Raw genomic sequence first — 15,493 nt, forward strand, 5'->3', positions numbered from 1 at the left:
ACGCACAGCGAAGAAGAGGACAGAAGCACTCATCGGGAGTGCCTCAACCTGAGGGAGACCATCATGAAGCTCGCCAAAGTCCTCGCCGGAGGCGTCCTGGCCACCGGAACACTCGCGCTTGCCCCGGCCGCTGCCCACGCGTCCGCCGCGGCGCCCGACGGCGCGAAGCCGGCCATGGTGTCGGTGCTTCACGGAGTTCCCGGTGTCACGGTCGACGTCTACGCCAACGGCAAGGAACTGCTGCCGAACTTCGCGCCGGGCACGTTGACCGACCCGGTGTCGTTGCCGGCCGGTTCCTACGACCTGAAGGTGGTCGCCCCGGGTGCCGGAGCAGACGGCAAGGCCGTCATCGAGGCGAACGACGTGGCCGTGCCCGCCGGCGCGAACATCACCGTGGTGGCTCACCTCGACGCCGACGGCAAGCCGACGCTCACCCCGTTCGTCAACGACACTTCGGCCCTGGCCGCCGGCAAGGCGCGCCTGACCGTTCGTCACACTGCTGCGGCCCCGGCCGTCGACGTGCGCGCCAACGGCACCCCCGCGTTCAAGGGTCTGGTGAACCCGAAGGAGGCGATGGCCGACCTCGCCGCCGGCACCGTCTCCGCGGACGTCGTCCTGGCCGGCACTTCGACCGTCGCCATCGGGCCGGCCGACGTGCCGCTCAAGGCGGGCTCGAACACGATCGTCTACGCCTGGGGCAGCGCCGCCGACAAGAACCTGAAGCTCGCAGTACAGACCATCGACGGACTCGGCGGGATGCCCGGGGGCGTCCCCGCAGGCAACGGTGGACAGGCAGCGACGGACCAGGGTGCGTCCGGTGCTGCGATCGCTCTCGGCGCAGGAGTCGCAGGCGGCTTTGCGCTGCTCGCCACCCGTCGCCGTGTGAAGACCGAACGCGCGTGATGCCTGCCCGCTTGGGACGGGTGGCGGCCGTACTGGCTGCCACCCTCCTGGGCGGTGCCGTCGCCGCGGCGGTCGATCAGGCCGGCACCCCTACAGCCGGGGACGGGTCGGTGCTCGCCGCGCTCGCGTCGTCCACTCCTGCACCGTCCGGAACCTTGGGTTCTCCTCGGTCACCGACGACGGGACTGCCCACGCCTGTTCGGCGTGCGGCCGACCCGACCTTCGCGACGACGGGCAGCCGGCCGCTGGTGGTGACAGTCGGTTCGATCGGGCTGCGGTCGACGGTACGACCGGTCGGTGTCGACCAGGACGGACTCATGCAGATCCCGACTGACGTGACCACGGCCGGGTGGTACCGCCACGGCTCGTCGCCCGGGGAAGGCGCCGGCGCCACGGTGCTGGCCGCTCATGTCGACACGGCCACCTCCGGCAAGGGTCCGTGGGCGGCGCTGACACGGGTTCGGATCGGCAGCGAAGTCGTCGTGCAGACCAGCGCCGGCGCTGTCCGTTATCGCACGACGTCGGTCAACCGCATCCGCAAGAGCGGGCTCGACACCGCGAACCTCTTTTCCTCGACCGGGCCCGAGAGATTGCACCTGGTGACGTGTGGCGGCCGGTTCGACCCCTCGACCGGGCACTACGACCAGAACGTTGTGGTTGTCGCACAACGGATATCGACGTCGTGACGTCTACCGTGTCCACGTGACCGCGGACCAGGACGACGTGCAGCAGCTCGCCGTGCAGTTGCGGGAAGGGTCCCGGGAGGCGCTCGCGGAGATCTACCGACTCTGGAGCCCGCTGGTCCACACCATCGCCTACCGGTCGCTCGGCAACCGCGCGGACGCCGAGGACGTCACCCAACAGGTGTTCGTCTCCGCGTGGAACAGCCGGCACACGCTGCGACCCGATCCGGCGGCATTCCCCGCGTGGCTGGTCGGAATCACCCGACACCGGGTCGCAGACCGGATGGCGTCGCGGGCTCGGGAGTCACGTCTGGTCCACCAGGTTGCCGGCCGCGAACCCGACGCGACGCCCGATGAGATGCAACGAACGATCGACCGCGTCGTCGTCACCGACGCCGTCGACGAACTCGGCGAACCACGCCGTACCGTTCTCCTGTTGGCCTTCCGGGAAGACCTGACCCACGAGGCGATCGCGACCAAGGTCGACCTCCCGCTCGGCACCGTGAAGAGCCATATCCGACGCGGCCTGCAACAGTTGCGCACCCGACTTCAGGAGGTGGGTCATGCAGCATCCGAATGACGACGTCCTGATCGAGATCGCGTTGTCGCACGGCAACCACCCCGATGCGGCACACCTCGACACCTGCGCCGAATGCCGCCGTGCCGTCGAGGAGTTCGTCCGCGCGATCGACGCGACAGCGTCCGGTCCGGATCGGTTGGAGCCTGCGAGCGACGACGTCTGGCAGCGCGTACTGGCTGAGATCGACGCGCCGGTCGAGCTGCGCACCCGATCTCAGGGATCGGCCGAACTGCAGCCCACCGCGCCTGCTGCGCCCAAGCCACGCAATCGGCGGCGCACCCTGCTCGCGGTCGCGGCTGCGCTGCTGATCGGCGCAGGGATCGGGCGGCTCACCGCAGGAGTATCGGACGAGCCCACGGTCGCGACCACCACGCTGGCTCGGACACCCCTGTCCACGCTGGGTGATGCCCCGGAGGAACTCGGGGAGGCCGACCTGACCCGCAGCGGTTCGACGACCCAGGTGCGGATCGCCATGAACTCGTTGCCGTCGAAGGGGCAGATCGTCGAGGCGTGGCTGATCAACAAGGACGGCCGGCGGATGATCAGCATCGGCTTCGTGCACGGCACCGAGCCGCAGCAGTTCGTCATCGACCCGCGGCTGCTGGACGAGGGCTACGTGATCGTCGATGTATCGCGCGAGCCGCTGGACGGCGACCCGAAACACTCCGGCGACAGCATCGTTCGCGGCACGCTGCCCATCTGAGGTCTCCGTTCAGTCGCCGCCGTGGGTCGGACGGAAACCCTTGAGACGCAACGAGTTACCGACGACGAACAGGGACGAGAACGCCATCGCGAGACCGGCGACCATCGGGCTCATCCGACCCGACATCGCCAGCGGGATCGCCGCGACGTTGTAGCCGAACGCCCAGGTCAGGTTGCCGTAGATCGTCCGCAGCGTGCTGCGCGACAACTCGACGGCGGTCGCGACCTTGCGCGGGTCACCGCTCATGATCGTGATGTCGGCGGCCTGCATGGCGGCGTCCGTGCCGGTGCCCATCGCGATACCGAGATCGGCCTGGGCCAGCGCCGCGGCATCGTTCACCCCGTCGCCCACCATCGCGACCTTGCGTCCCTGTTCCTGCAGGTGCCGGATCTGCTCGGCCTTGTCGGCAGGAGTGACCTGCGCGATGACCTCGTCGATGCCGAGTTCCGCGGCAACGGACTGCGCCACCGACTCGTGATCACCGGTCAGCAGCACCGGACGCAACTCCAGCGCCTTGAACGCCGAAACGGCCTGCGCCGCAGTCTCCTTGGGCTGGTCGGCTACTTTAACGAAGCCGCGAGCCGCACCCTCCCAGCCCACGACGACGACGGTGCCACCGCCGTCCCGGGCCCGGTCGACTTCGGCGACGAGTTCGTCCGAGAGCGGCATCCCTGAGTCGGTGAGCAGCTTCTCCTGTCCGACGACCACCGGCACCCCGCGGACGGTGCCACGAACTCCGAAACCGTCGACCGTCTCGAAGTCGTCGACCTCGGGCATCGGCGGCTCCTGCGCACGCACGATGGCCTGCGCGATCGGGTGCTGCGAACCCGCTTCGACCGCGGCAGCGGCACGAAGCACTGCCCTGCCGCCGTGGACGTCGACGACCGACATCTCACCCGTGGTGAGCGTGCCCGTCTTGTCCAGCACGACGGTGTCGATGCCGCGGGAGGTCTCCAGTGCCTGCGGACCGCGGATCAGGATGCCCAGCGAGGCCCCTCGACCGGTGCCGACCAACAACGCTGTCGGAGTGGCGAGACCGAGCGCGCACGGGCAGGCGATGACGAGTACGGCGACCAGGGCGGTGAAAGCGGTTGCGAGCGACCCGCCGATAGTCCACCAGCCGATGAAGGTGACCAGTGCGACAGCGAGCACGATCGGCACGAAGATGCTCGACACCTTGTCGGCCAGCCGCTGCGCGTTGGCTTTGCCGGTCTGCGCCTGCTCCACCATGCGAGCGATCCCGGCCAGCGCGGTGTCGGAGCCCACGCGGGTGGCGCGAACGACGAGACGGCCGCTCACATTGACCGTTGCGCCGGTGACGTCATCGCCGATGCTGACGTCGACCGGCACCGACTCACCGGTCATGGCGGACGTGTCGATGCTCGACCTGCCCATCTCGACGACGCCGTCGGTGGCGACCTTCTCACCCGGTCGGACGACGAAGTGATCGTCGACTCTGAGCTGCGACAACGGGATTCGTTGCTCAGTCTTGTCGTGCAGGACAGCGACATCCTTGGCGCCGAGTTCGGCGAGGGCCCGCAGTGCCTCGGCTGACGAGTGCTTGGCCCGGGCCTCGAGGTAACGGCCGGTCAGCAGGAATGCCGAGACACCCGCCGCAGCTTCGAGGTAGATCGCACTCGATGCGTGCTCGGGATGCATGAGGAGCTCGAAGTGGTGCTTGAGGCCGAGTTCGCCGGCGTCGCCGAAGACCATGGCCCAAACCGACCAGAGGTACGCGGCCAGCGTGCCGAGACTGACGAGGGTGTCCATGGTGGAGGCGCCGTGCTTGGCGTTGGTCCAGGCGGCGCGGTGGAACGGCAGTGCGCCCCAGAGCACGACCGGCGTGGTGAGTGCCAGAGCGACCCACTGCCAGCCGGTGAACTGGAACGCCGGCACCATCGACAACAGGATCACGGGCAGGACGAGTGGCCAGACGATCATCAAGCGACGCTTGAGCACCTCGGCAGGTGCAACCTCGTGATTCATGTGGTCTTGCGTATCGTGCGTGCGCTCAGACGCGCCGTAGCCGGTCTTCTTCACGACCCCGATCAGGTCATCGACCGTGATCGGGCGCGGCGCCCGCACCAGCGCCTTCTCAGTCGCGTAGTTCACCGAGGCGCTCACACCGTCGACCCGGTTGAGCTTCTTCTCGATGCGCGCCGCGCACGACGAACACGTCATTCCGGTGATGTCGAGCTCGACATCCCGCAGATCGCCGTTCGCGTCGGCCTTCCGGACGTCCTGATCTGTGGTCATGTGGACTCACCTCCGCCTTTCACTATACCCCTGGGGGGTATTAACGCCCAGCCCGGTCGTCCATTCCCTGTATCCGAAACTACGCTCGATCGAGTGAGCCTCGATCCGCACTCCGACGCCTACTACCGGCGCATCGACGAGAACACCTTCATGCCCACTCTGCACGCCCAGGGTGCCTGGCAGGACGCCGAGCAGCACATGGCCCCGATCAGCGCGTTGATGACCTACATGCTCGAGGCGCACGAGCCTCGCGACGACATGCAGATCGGCCGCATCACCTGGGAGATCCTCGGCATGATCCCGGCCGCGGAGTCGCACATCGAGGTGGTCACGCTGCGCCCGGGACGCACCATCGAACTGCTCGAAGCCACCCTCACGATCGGCGGCCGCGTGATCATCCGCGCCCGCGCCTGGCGGCTTTCGGTGCAGGACACCACCGCTCGCATCGGCAACGAACTCCCCGCGATGGACGGTCCGCAGAACGCGGCTCCCATGGACCCGACGAAGGAGTGGCCCGGTGGCTACATCGCCTCGCTCGAGATGCGACAACTGCCCGGTGGGCGCGACGGACGCCGGTCGGTCTGGATCCGCACGCGTCCGACGCTGGTCGAAGGCGAGCGGGCCACTCCGGTGGCCGCTCTCGTCACCCGCGTCGACACGGCCAACGGAGTTGCGACGAGATTCCGCCCGACCGAACTGATGTTCCCGAACGTCGAGTTGTCACTGCACCTGATCCGGACGCCACGACCCGGCTGGGTCGGTCTGGACACGGCGGTCACCTTCGGACCGACCGGCCTCGGCCTCACCTCGACGACGGTCCACGACGAGGACGGCCCGGTCGGCAAGGTCGAGCAGTGCCTGACCGTGCGCGAGTTCCCGGATCAGAAGCCGGCCGGGTAGCTGCTCGCTCAGAGCCGGAGCGCTCGGCGTGGGGTCACGGACGCCGCGGTGAGCACGTCGGCTTCAGGTAGACCCGCCACGTCGATCGCCCAACGGACACAGTCAGCCAGCGTCGAGGTGCTGCCGGCGATCGAACCCCCCTGCACGAGGCGGGCAGTGCCACCCTCCACCCGCACGTCGAGCGTGCCGATCCGGTAGGGACCGTCGCTGAGCCCGGTCGCGGCCATCGAGTCCGAGACCAGCACGATCGCCTCGGGACCGAGGGTCTCGAAGACCATCCGAACCACCTCGGGTGCGACGTGGACGCCGTCGGCGATCAGTTCTACGAACACGTCTCCGCGGCCCGCTGCTGCGAGCGCGGCCGCCACCGGGCCACCGGCGCGGTGGTGCATCGGCGGCATGCCGTTGAACAGATGCGTGATCAATGCCGGGTGTCCCGACCTTTCGACCACGTGATCGATCGCAGCCGTCACGGTGGCGGCGTCGGCATCCGTATGGCCGATCGCGGGCGTGATGCCGTGGTCGACCAGCACCCCGATCAAACCTCGGGTGTCACCGCGTTCGGGAGCGAACGTCATCTGGCGCAACGCATTCGGCGTTCCGGCGCTCTCCGCGACGGCCGCGAGTTGCTCGATCAACGCGCGGTCGGCATCGCGCAGAGCGGTCGGGTCGTGAGCGCCGCGCCGCGCGTCCGACAGGAAGGGGCCTTCGAGGTGGATGCCGAGCAACGTGCCTTCGGCGACGAGCGGGGCGAGCACGCGCACCGAGTGCTCCATCGTCTCTGCCGTGCCGGAGACGAGGCTGGCGACAAGCTGCGAGACCCCTTGCGACCGGTGGTAGCCGGCGGCGGCGCGACTTCCCTTCACGTCTGCGCCGAACTCATGACCGAGTGCGCCGTGACAGTGGATGTCGATGAGTTCGGTCATGCCTCGGCCTTCGACGTGGTGATCGCGTGCGGGTTGAGTTCCAGCCTGACCGATTCGTCTGGACGCGCGGACGACGGGTCGTCCCCCACCGCCGGGACGAGGCCGACGCCGGGCAGCTCGACGGCCAGTGCCGAACCCCCGCTCACCGCACGCGCCTCCCGTACGACTCCTTCGACCGTGCCGTCGTCGGAGACGCGGAAAGCGTTGTCGCGCAACAGGACCGATCCGTCGGCGTTCGCTCCAGGAAGGCCGGCGGACGACCAGCGCCGGGCATCCACCTCGGTTCGGTAGCCGAGCATGCGCGCCACCTCCCGGCCGCGTGGGTCACGCCAGACCTGCTGCGCCGGACCGTGCTGCACGATGCGGCCGGCGAGCATGACCGCCAGCTGATCGGCGACAGTCAGTGCTTCGTCATGGTCGTGCGTGACCAGCAATGCGGTCGTGCCCGTCTCGGTGAGGATGCGGCGCAGATCGGTGGCCAGCCGCTCTCGCAGGTCGCGGTCGAGAGCCGACAGCGGCTCGTCCAACAGCAGCAGTCGCGGTCGTGGGGCGAGCGCTCTGGCGAGCGCCACGCGCTGCTGTTGTCCGCCGGAGAGCGTGGTGATCGAGCGCTTCTCGTAGCCGGCGAGTCCGACGAGCTCCAGCAGTTCGGTGATCCGGGCAGTGCGTTCGCGGGACGGAACCCCCTGCCGCCGCAGCGGGTAGGCGATATTGCCGCCGACGTCGAGATGTCCGAACAGTTGCCCGTCCTGGAACATCAACCCGAACCCACGGCGGTGGGTCGGTACGCGCGTGACGTCCTGACCGTCGAAACCGACGGTGCCGGCTTCGAGGTCCTGCAGTCCGGCGATGACCCGGAGCAGGGTGGACTTTCCGCAACCGGACGGTCCGAGGATCGACATCACCTGGCCCATCGCAAGCTCGAGGCAGACGTCGTTCACGGCCATCGTCGTGCCGAAACGGACGCGGACGTCATTCACCACCAGTCCGTCTTGCATGCTCACCAACTTCCCGTCCGACCGCGCAGTCGCTCGACCGCGACCATGATCGTTGCAGTCACACCGGCGAGGATCACGGACGCCGCGAGGGCCATGCCGAAGTGGTCGGCGCCGGGGCGGCCGATCAGCTGGTAGATCACGACCGGCAGAGTCGGATTCTCCGGCCGCGCAAGGAAACTCGTCGCCCCGAACTCACCCAAAGACACGGCGAAGGCGAACCCGGTCGCAGCCAGCAGCGGCTTGGTCAAAACCCGCCGGTCGACGTCCCAGAACACCCTCATCGGGCTGGCACCTAGTGCAGCGGTCGCTTCCCGTTCCCGCGGGTCGACCGAGCGCAGCGCGGGCGCCATCACCCGCACCACCAGCGGCAGAGCGACGAGCGCCTGCGCGATCGGGACGAGGAGCGGCGACGAGCGCAGGTCGAGCGGCGGCTCGTCCAACGCGATCAGGAAGCCGAACCCGACGGTGACCGCGGAAATACCCAGCGGCAGCATGAAGGTGGCGTCCAGCGCCGACAGCAGGCGGCGTCCGCCCGCCGAGGTCGGACGCCGGGTGATCACGAAGCTGACCAGCAGTCCGAGGAGCATCGCGAGCAAGGTGGCGTCGACCGCCACCCGCAACGAGGTCAGCAGCGCATCGAAGACGCTGACCTGCAGGAGCGGCACCGATCCGACCTGTGTGAGTTTGCGGTAATGGCCCAAGCCCCAGCCGTCACCGACCTGCAGCGACCGGGCGACGAGGGTGACGAGCGGCGCCAGCACGAAGATCAACGCGGCGCCGGTGAGCAGTAGGTGAGGCAGATCGCTGCGCCGAACCCGTTGCTGCACAGAGGTGCCCGATCGAAGACGGGTCTCGCCACGGTCGGTGATGCGTTCGGTCAGCAACAGCAGTGCGATCACGACCAGTGCCTGCAGCAGGCTCAGCACCGCGGCGGCGCGCAGGTCGAGGAAGTTCGTGGTCAGCAGGTAGATCTCGGTCTCGACCGTCGAGTAGCGCACCCCGCCGAGCGTCAGCACCACGCCGAAGGACCCGGCACAGAAGAGGAACACCACCATCGCGGCGGAGACGACGGCCGGACGCAACGCCGGCAGAGTGACGGTTCGCAGCACCGTCCACGGACTCGCGCCGAGCGAGGCCGCAGCCTCGGCCTGCCGTGGATCGAGCGACTGCCAGCGTCCGCCGACGGTGCGCACGACCACCGCGATGTTGAAGAACACCAGGGCGGCGAGAATCGCCTGCCACGAGCCGTCCCAACCCAGGAAACCCAAGGGACCGGACGTCGACAGCAGGCTGCGGAACGCGATGCCGACCACGACGGTCGGCAGCACGAAGGGCATCACCAGCAGCCCGCGCACCAGCCCCGTCAGCGGCAGTTTCAGCCGGTAGGTGACGTACGCGATCGGCACGCCGAGCAGCACGGTGATGAGCGTCGCGAGCGAGCTGATCCACACCGTGAACCAGACGACGCGGCGGGTGCGTGGCCGCGTCAGGACGTCACGTACCGCGTCCAAGGACCATTGCCCGTCGAGGTGCAGGCCTCGGGCGACCATCGCCGACACGGGCAGCAGGAAGAACACCGCCAGGAAGGCCAGCGGGATCAGTGCTGCGAGCGCCGGAACGAGCGATCGCCCGAGGCGAGTACGCATCACCCGGAGACGGCGTCCTGCCAGCGGCGCAGCCAGTCGTCCCGGTTCTTCGTGATCTTCGTGGGGTCGACCTGCAACGGCTTGTCCGGCACCTTGACCGCGGTCTGCCAGGCGTCGGGCAGCTTCACCTGGTCATCGACCGGGAAGACGTACATGTTCTTCGGCATCGACGCCTGGAACTTCTTGCCGAGCATGAAGTCGATGAACGCCTTCGCGCCGGGCTCGTTCTTCGCGCCCTTCAGCACGCCGGCGTACTCGACCTGCCGGAAGCAGGAGTCCGTCATGGCGGATGTCGTCGGCTTGCCGTCCTTGATCGTGTCGGCGGGAGAAGTGTTGTACGACAACACGATCGGACGCGTCCCCTTGCCGCCGCCGGCGGTGTAGTCGACGCCCCACGCGTCGCTCCAACCGCTGGTGACCTTCACGCCGTTCGCCTTGAGCTTCTTCCAGTAGTCCTGCCAACCGTCGTCGCCGTACTTCGCGACAGTGGCGAGCAGGAAGGCCATACCGGGCGAGGACGTCGCGGCACCGGGCGTGACGAAGAGGTCCTTGTACTCGGGCTTGGTGAGGTCGTCCAGGCTTTGCGGCTTCGCCTTCTTCTTCGCGGCGAACCAGGCGTCGTCGACGTTGACGCACACGTCACCGAAGTCGATCGGCGCGAGCGAATGCGCGGCTTCGCCGGGCAACGCGTACTTCGATGCGCTCTTCGGGAGCGCCTTCGGTTCGTTGGCGGCGAGCGCACCGGAGCCGACGACCCGGGAAGCGAAGGTGTTGTCGATGCCGAACACGACGTCGCCCGTCGGGTTGCCCTTGGCGAGCACGACCGAGTTGGCGAGCTTGCCCGCGTCCCCGGAGGCGAGCACCTGCAGTTGGTATCCCGTGGTCTTGGTGAACTCGGCCTGCACGTCCTTGGGGATCACGAACGACTCGTGAGTGACGAGCTTGACGGTCGTGACCTTGCCGGACGATGTCGCTGCGGGCTTGTCGTCGCCGGTGGTCGAGCAGCCGGCGATGGCCAGGGCGAGGGTGCCGCAGCACGCGGTGGTGAAGGTTCTCCGGAACAACTGATCCTCCTCGGATGCAAGGAGGGGCTCGACTTCCTACACCGGTACTAACCGGATCAGGTTCGAGGGTCTGCGGCCCGATCGCCGCACTCTCAGCGCACCGTGCGCTCCCCTGTCGTTTCCGTATCGGACGCTACACCGTCTCTCCGGCGTCTTGTCGGCGGCCGTTCCATGCGGCCGGGATCACAGCCCGAATCATCGGGCGCGCAAACGTGCGGGCCGGGCGAAACATGGCAGGCTCTGAACAGACAAATCGACCCGACCGGCCGGTGACGGCCGCTGACTTGGAGGAACTCATGGGCTCTGTGGTGTGGAAGATCGTCTCGGCTGCGGCCGGTGTGGCGGCAACTCAGATCGCCAACAAGGTCACCAACCAGGGTTGGCACGCAGTCACCGGACAGCCGGCGCCGGTCGGCAAGCACGACCCGAACTACTCCGCCAAGGAGACCGCGCTCTTCGTCCTGCTCGCCGCCGCCGTCGCGCAGGGTGTGCGCGCGCTGGGTGAGCGCAAGGCCGCCGACGTCTGGACCAAGACCGCCGGTCACCCGCCGCAGGTCGTCGTCAAGGAGCACCAGAAGGCGCTGGAGAAGGCAACGAAGAAGGCCGCCAAGAAGGCCTGACCATCAGCCTCACGTCCGGCCAACCGGGTCGCTTCTGGCCGCCCGGGCCGCGACGGGTGCCGCCGGCGCGGCCAGTCGTGATCCACGCAGCTTGACATGTGCCTCCCGCCGCGGAATCCCCCGCCCGCAGCGGGAGGCACAGCCATGTGCTCACGCCTGCCACGGAGTCCCGACCCCACGGGACTCGTCGAACACCAGCCAGGTGCGGGTGCCCAGGACGCCCGGGATGGCCTGGATGCGTTCGAGGACGAGCGTGCGCAGCGAGGCATTGTCGGGCGCGTGCACCTGGACGAGGACGTCGAAGTCCGAACCCATGAGCGAGATGGTGTCCAGATAGGGCAACGTCGCGAGTTCGTCGCTGACCCGGCGCCAGGTGTTCTGCTCGATGTTGATCGCCACGTACGCCGTGGTGGTCAGGCCGGCCGCCGCCGGATCGATGGCGATCGTGAAGCCGGTGATCACTCCTCGTTCGCGCAACCGCTCGATGCGCGCGTAGGCCCCGGCCCGACTCAGATGCAGCTTCTCGGCAAGCGCTCGCACGGACAGCCGGGAATCCTCGCGCAACGCCGCCAGGATGCGTCGATCCACCACGTCCAGGGCCGCTGCCGATCGTCCAGCCGTCGGTGCGGAGCGTGCATCACGACTGGACGAATTGATCTCATCTTCGGCATTCATGCGCCGATCATCCACTCCTTTGCGCCGAACTTGAGCCAGTAGGCCCGGATAGCGACGATAGTGTGATGCAGACCACAGTCCATGATCCGGCGATCGAGGACCTCCTGCCCTCCGCCCGACCGGTGCAGCTGATCGACCCGACTGGCGCCGAGGTCACCCAGACCGGCACCCGTCGTCCCTATGTCATGCCGGACGCCGACCGGCTCCAGGACGTCTGGCGGCACATGGTGATCGGACGCCGCTTCGATCTGCAGGCGACCGCTCTGACCAAACAGGGTCGGCTGGCGGTCTATCCGTCCTCGCGTGGTCAGGAGGCCTGCCAGGTCGCTGCGGTCCGTGCGCTCACCGAGCGCGACTGGATGTTCCCGACCTATCGCGAGTCGATGGCTCTGGTGAGCCGCGGCATCGACCCGGTCGAGGTGCTGACCCTGCTGCGCGGCAGCGCGCACTGCGGGTACGAGCCGATGACGCACCGCACGGCCGCCCAGTGCACTCCGCTGGCGACGCAGCTGGTGCACGCGGCCGGCACGGCCTACGGCCTCAAGCGTCGCGGTGAGGACTCCGTCGCGCTCGGCTTCATCGGCGACGGTGCGACCAGCGAGGGCGATTTCCACGAGGCGCTGAACTTCGCGGCGGTCTTCGATGCGCCCGCGATCTTCTTCGTGCAGAACAACAAGTACGCGATCAGCGTCCCGCTCGCCAAGCAGACGAAGGCACCGTCGTTGGCGTACAAGGGAATTGGCTACGGCGTGGCCAGCGAGCAGGTCGACGGCAACGACCCGGCCGCGGTGCTCGCCGTCATGGACGCGGCGCTCGAGCACTGCCGCAGCGGCAAGGGTCCGTTCCTCGTCGAGGCGCACACCTACCGCATGGACGCACACACCAACGCCGACGACGCGACCCGCTACCGCTCCGGCGACGAGGTCTGCGCCTGGCTCGACCGTGACCCGATCGCACGTCTCGAGGCGTACTTGCGTTCACGCGGTCTGCTCAACGACGACCAGGCCAACGCGGTCCGCCAGGAGGCCGAAGCGTTGGCGTCCGACCTGCGAGACCGCATGAACGCCGACCCCGTTGTCGACCCGATGTCCTTGTTCGACAACGTTTTCCAGTCCGCGACGCCTCAGGTTGAGGACGCCCGCGCCATGGTCGTCCGCGAACTGCAGGCCGCCGACGAGGTGACCCGATGACCACCATCGACGCTCCTGTCCGCACCAGCTCGCTGACCTTCGCGAAGGCAATCAACCAGGCGCTGCGCGATGCGATGACCGAGAACGACGACGTCCTGGTCTTCGGTGAGGACGTCGGCACCCTCGGCGGCGTCTTCCGCATCACCGACGGGTTGACCCGCGACTTCGGCGAGGACCGCTGCTTCGACACGCCGTTGGCTGAGTCCGGCATCGTCGGGTTCGCGATCGGCCTGTGTTACAACGGTTTTCGGCCCGTGGTCGAGATGCAGTTCGACGCGTTCGCCTACCCGGCGTTCGAACAGATCGCTTCTCATGTCGCGAAAATGCACAACCGCACCGCCGGCAATGTCACGCTGCCGATGGTCATCCGGGTGCCCTACGCCGGCGGCATCGGTGGGGTGGAGCACCACTGCGACTCCTCCGAGGGCTACTACGCGCACACGCCCGGCCTGAAGGTCTACACCCCGGCCACGCCGCAGGACGCGTACTGGATGCTGCGCGAGGCGATCGCCGATCCCGACCCGGTGATCTTCATGGAGCCGAAGGTCCTCTACTGGAGCAAGGCGGACGTCGACACCGAGACTCCCTCGGCGCCTGTCGGTCAGGCCGCCGTGCGCCGGCCTGGCAAGGAGGTCACCCTGGTGGCCTACGGTCCCTCGCTGCCGGTGTCGCTGAAAGCGGCCGAAGCAGCCGCCGAAGAGGGTTACGACGTCGAGGTCGTCGATCTGCGCAGCATCGTCCCGTTGGACGACAAGTCGGTCATGGAGTCGGTGCGGCGTACCGGACGCTGCGTGGTGGTCAGCGAAGCGCAGGGATTTGCCGGCGTCGCAGGCGAATTGGCCTCTCGGATCGCCGAACGCTGCTTCCACTCCCTGGCCGCCCCGGTGCTGCGGGTCAGCGGGTTGCCGCTTCCGTATCCGGCGCCGATGCTGGAGCACACCTACCTGCCCGGTGTCGACCGCATCCTCGATGCGATCGACCGATTGCAGTGGGACGACGAGCCGTTCGTCGGTGACAACCGTGGCTGAGCGCGTCTTCAATCTGCCCGACCTCGGCGAAGGACTCACCGAGGCCGAGATCGTGGAGTGGCTGGTCGAGGACCAGGCAGAGGTGTCGACCGACCAGAACGTCGTGGTCGTCGAGACCGCCAAAGCCACGGTCGAGGTACCCATCCCTTACGCCGGGCGGGTCGCCACTCGCCACGGGAGCACCGGTGATGTCGTCAAGGTCGGCACCCCGCTGATCACGGTCTCCGACAACGCCCCTGCCACAGAGGCCGTGCAGGGCGAGGAAGGCGACGATGGTTCCGGCGCCGTCCTGATCGGGTACGGCACGGGCCACGCCGACCAGACCCGCCGTCGGCGCGCGCCTCGCGGCGCGCTGAACGGCTCCACAGACCGCTCCCGCGTGGACGCCACAGCCTCCCTGCCGTCGGCGTTCACGCAGCAGCGTGCCCCGCAGGTCATCTCGCCGCTGGTGCGCAAGCTCGCCGCCGACGGTGGCCTCGACCTGTGCACCCTGCGACCGGCTTCGGGAACTGTGTTGCGACGCAGCGATATCGAGTCGGCGCTCTCGGCCAGGACGAACATGCAGTCCGCCGAGCCCGAGAAGGCCGTGGTCGCCGCGGACGGCGACGAACGCATCCCGCTGACCGGCGTCTGCAAGGCCATCGCCGATAAGCTGTCGACCTCGCGTCGGGAGATCCCGGACGCCACCACCTGGGTCGACGTCGATGCCACCGAACTGCTGGACGTGCGCGCACAGTTGAAGTCGTCCGGCATCAGCCTGCTCGCGCTGCTGGCACGGTTCTGCGTCGCCGGACTCCAGCAGTTCCCCGAACTCAATGCGTCCGTCGACGGCGACACGATCGTGCGGCACAAGCAGGTCAATCTCGGCTTCGCGGCCCAGTCGCCCCGGGGTCTGGTCGTTCCCGTCGTGCGCGGTGCTCAGGAGATGACCACCCGCCGGTTGGCCGAGGCGCTGGCCGACCTGACTGCTCGCGCCCGCACCGGCGACCTGTCGCCCGGCGAACTCACCGGCGGCACCTTCACGCTGAACAACTACGGCGTGTTGGGAGTCGACGGGTCCACACCGATCCTCAACCACCCCGAGGCAGCGATGCTGGGTGTCGGACGCATCATCGATCGGCCATGGGCGGTCGACGGACAACTCGCCGTCCGCAAGGTCACCCAACTCGGTTTCACCTTCGATCACCGCGTGTGCGACGGCGGTTCAGCCGGCGGATTCCTGCGATTCACCGCCGATGCGGTCGAGCAGCCGGTGCGACTACTGGCCGACTGCTGAGCCGCCTCGGTGCGCGCATTCCTGCGTAGGATCCACGAGGACAAA

The 15,493-nt window shown here is 68.2% G+C and carries 15 protein-coding genes and 1 riboswitch; of the genes, 9 read left to right on the plus strand and 6 right to left on the minus strand.

Annotation, left to right across the window (positions count from 1 at the left end; translation table 11 throughout):
- Positions 1–63 precede the first annotated feature (63 nt).
- The 4 genes from FB459_RS00305 to FB459_RS00320 are packed head-to-tail and all read left to right on the plus strand — an operon-like array spanning position 64 to position 2,869.
- Entirely contained in the window at positions 64–903 is an 840-nt protein-coding gene (locus FB459_RS00305; RefSeq protein WP_141927039.1) for a DUF4397 domain-containing protein, read from the plus strand.
- Complete coding sequence (locus FB459_RS00310; RefSeq protein WP_141927040.1) at positions 903–1,589, plus strand: class F sortase; 687 nt, start codon at positions 903–905, stop codon at positions 1,587–1,589. The genes FB459_RS00305 and FB459_RS00310 overlap by 1 nt, the downstream gene beginning before the upstream one ends.
- A 16-nt stretch (positions 1,590–1,605) precedes the next feature.
- Positions 1,606–2,166, plus strand: a complete 561-nt coding sequence (locus FB459_RS00315) for an RNA polymerase sigma factor (RefSeq protein ID WP_246092246.1) — start codon at positions 1,606–1,608, stop codon at positions 2,164–2,166.
- Positions 2,150–2,869, plus strand: a complete 720-nt coding sequence (locus FB459_RS00320; protein WP_141927042.1) for an anti-sigma factor — start codon at positions 2,150–2,152, stop codon at positions 2,867–2,869. The genes FB459_RS00315 and FB459_RS00320 overlap by 17 nt, the downstream gene beginning before the upstream one ends.
- Before the next feature lie 9 nt (positions 2,870–2,878).
- On the opposite strand, the gene FB459_RS00325 is transcribed toward FB459_RS00320, so the two are convergent.
- Positions 2,879–5,125 (minus strand): heavy metal translocating P-type ATPase, encoded by a 2,247-nt coding sequence (locus FB459_RS00325; protein ID WP_141927043.1) that lies wholly within the window; start codon positions 5,123–5,125, stop codon positions 2,879–2,881.
- Between the two features lie 93 nt (positions 5,126–5,218).
- Between FB459_RS00325 and FB459_RS00330 the strand changes: the two genes are divergently transcribed.
- Positions 5,219–6,025, plus strand: coding sequence for a thioesterase family protein (locus FB459_RS00330; RefSeq protein ID WP_246092247.1), 807 nt, complete (start codon positions 5,219–5,221; stop codon positions 6,023–6,025).
- A gap of 8 nt (positions 6,026–6,033) precedes the next feature.
- Here the strand turns inward: FB459_RS00330 and FB459_RS00335 are convergent, their stop codons facing one another.
- The 4 genes from FB459_RS00335 to FB459_RS00350 are packed head-to-tail and all read right to left on the minus strand — an operon-like array spanning position 6,034 to position 10,659.
- On the minus strand, positions 6,034–6,951 hold the full coding sequence (locus FB459_RS00335) for an N-acetylglucosamine-6-phosphate deacetylase (RefSeq protein WP_141927044.1): 918 nt from the start codon (positions 6,949–6,951) through the stop codon (positions 6,034–6,036).
- Positions 6,948–7,949 (minus strand): ABC transporter ATP-binding protein, encoded by a 1,002-nt coding sequence (locus FB459_RS00340; RefSeq protein ID WP_141927045.1) that lies wholly within the window; start codon positions 7,947–7,949, stop codon positions 6,948–6,950. Before FB459_RS00340 ends, FB459_RS00335 begins: the two co-directional genes overlap by 4 nt.
- A 2-nt stretch (positions 7,950–7,951) precedes the next feature.
- On the minus strand, positions 7,952–9,595 hold the full coding sequence (locus tag FB459_RS00345) for an ABC transporter permease (RefSeq protein ID WP_141927046.1): 1,644 nt from the start codon (positions 9,593–9,595) through the stop codon (positions 7,952–7,954).
- Complete coding sequence (locus tag FB459_RS00350) at positions 9,595–10,659, minus strand: thiamine ABC transporter substrate-binding protein (RefSeq protein ID WP_141927047.1); 1,065 nt, start codon at positions 10,657–10,659, stop codon at positions 9,595–9,597. The genes FB459_RS00345 and FB459_RS00350 overlap by 1 nt, the downstream gene beginning before the upstream one ends.
- A gap of 16 nt (positions 10,660–10,675) precedes the next feature.
- Positions 10,676–10,783, minus strand: a riboswitch (TPP riboswitch).
- 172 nt (positions 10,784–10,955) lie between these two features.
- On the opposite strand from FB459_RS00350, the gene FB459_RS00355 reads away from it, so the two are divergent.
- A complete protein-coding gene (locus FB459_RS00355; protein ID WP_170221625.1) occupies positions 10,956–11,279 on the plus strand; it encodes a DUF4235 domain-containing protein in 324 nt (107 codons plus the stop codon).
- A gap of 150 nt (positions 11,280–11,429) precedes the next feature.
- Here the strand turns inward: FB459_RS00355 and FB459_RS00360 are convergent, their stop codons facing one another.
- On the minus strand, positions 11,430–11,954 hold the full coding sequence (locus FB459_RS00360) for an Lrp/AsnC family transcriptional regulator (protein ID WP_141927049.1): 525 nt from the start codon (positions 11,952–11,954) through the stop codon (positions 11,430–11,432).
- Between the two features lie 65 nt (positions 11,955–12,019).
- Between FB459_RS00360 and FB459_RS00365 the strand changes: the two genes are divergently transcribed.
- Genes FB459_RS00365 through FB459_RS00375 form a run of 3 tightly spaced genes read left to right on the plus strand, consistent with a single transcriptional unit; the run spans position 12,020 to position 15,448 of the window.
- Entirely contained in the window at positions 12,020–13,144 is a 1,125-nt protein-coding gene (locus tag FB459_RS00365) for a thiamine pyrophosphate-dependent dehydrogenase E1 component subunit alpha (RefSeq protein WP_141927050.1), read from the plus strand.
- Positions 13,141–14,172, plus strand: coding sequence for an alpha-ketoacid dehydrogenase subunit beta (locus FB459_RS00370; RefSeq protein WP_141927051.1), 1,032 nt, complete (start codon positions 13,141–13,143; stop codon positions 14,170–14,172). Before FB459_RS00365 ends, FB459_RS00370 begins: the two co-directional genes overlap by 4 nt.
- On the plus strand, positions 14,165–15,448 hold the full coding sequence (locus FB459_RS00375; RefSeq protein WP_246092248.1) for a dihydrolipoamide acetyltransferase family protein: 1,284 nt from the start codon (positions 14,165–14,167) through the stop codon (positions 15,446–15,448). Before FB459_RS00370 ends, FB459_RS00375 begins: the two co-directional genes overlap by 8 nt.
- The last annotated feature ends 45 nt before the right edge of the window (positions 15,449–15,493 follow it).

This window comes from Yimella lutea (assembly GCF_006715095.1).
Classification (GTDB): Bacteria; Actinomycetota; Actinomycetes; order Actinomycetales; family Dermatophilaceae; genus Yimella; species Yimella lutea.

Coding starts and splice junctions, on each gene's coding strand:
- FB459_RS00305 (WP_141927039.1), top strand. CDS start 64: ATGAAGCTCGCCAAAGTCCTCGCCGGAGGCGTCCTGGCCACCGGAACA.
- FB459_RS00310 (WP_141927040.1), top strand. CDS start 903: ATGCCTGCCCGCTTGGGACGGGTGGCGGCCGTACTGGCTGCCACCCTC.
- FB459_RS00320 (WP_141927042.1), top strand. CDS start 2,150: ATGCAGCATCCGAATGACGACGTCCTGATCGAGATCGCGTTGTCGCAC.
- FB459_RS00325 (WP_141927043.1), bottom strand. CDS start 5,125: ATGACCACAGATCAGGACGTCCGGAAGGCCGACGCGAACGGCGATCTG.
- FB459_RS00335 (WP_141927044.1), bottom strand. CDS start 6,951: ATGACCGAACTCATCGACATCCACTGTCACGGCGCACTCGGTCATGAG.
- FB459_RS00340 (WP_141927045.1), bottom strand. CDS start 7,949: ATGCAAGACGGACTGGTGGTGAATGACGTCCGCGTCCGTTTCGGCACG.
- FB459_RS00345 (WP_141927046.1), bottom strand. CDS start 9,595: ATGCGTACTCGCCTCGGGCGATCGCTCGTTCCGGCGCTCGCAGCACTG.
- FB459_RS00355 (WP_170221625.1), top strand. CDS start 10,956: ATGGGCTCTGTGGTGTGGAAGATCGTCTCGGCTGCGGCCGGTGTGGCG.
- FB459_RS00360 (WP_141927049.1), bottom strand. CDS start 11,954: ATGAATGCCGAAGATGAGATCAATTCGTCCAGTCGTGATGCACGCTCC.
- FB459_RS00365 (WP_141927050.1), top strand. CDS start 12,020: ATGCAGACCACAGTCCATGATCCGGCGATCGAGGACCTCCTGCCCTCC.
- FB459_RS00370 (WP_141927051.1), top strand. CDS start 13,141: ATGACCACCATCGACGCTCCTGTCCGCACCAGCTCGCTGACCTTCGCG.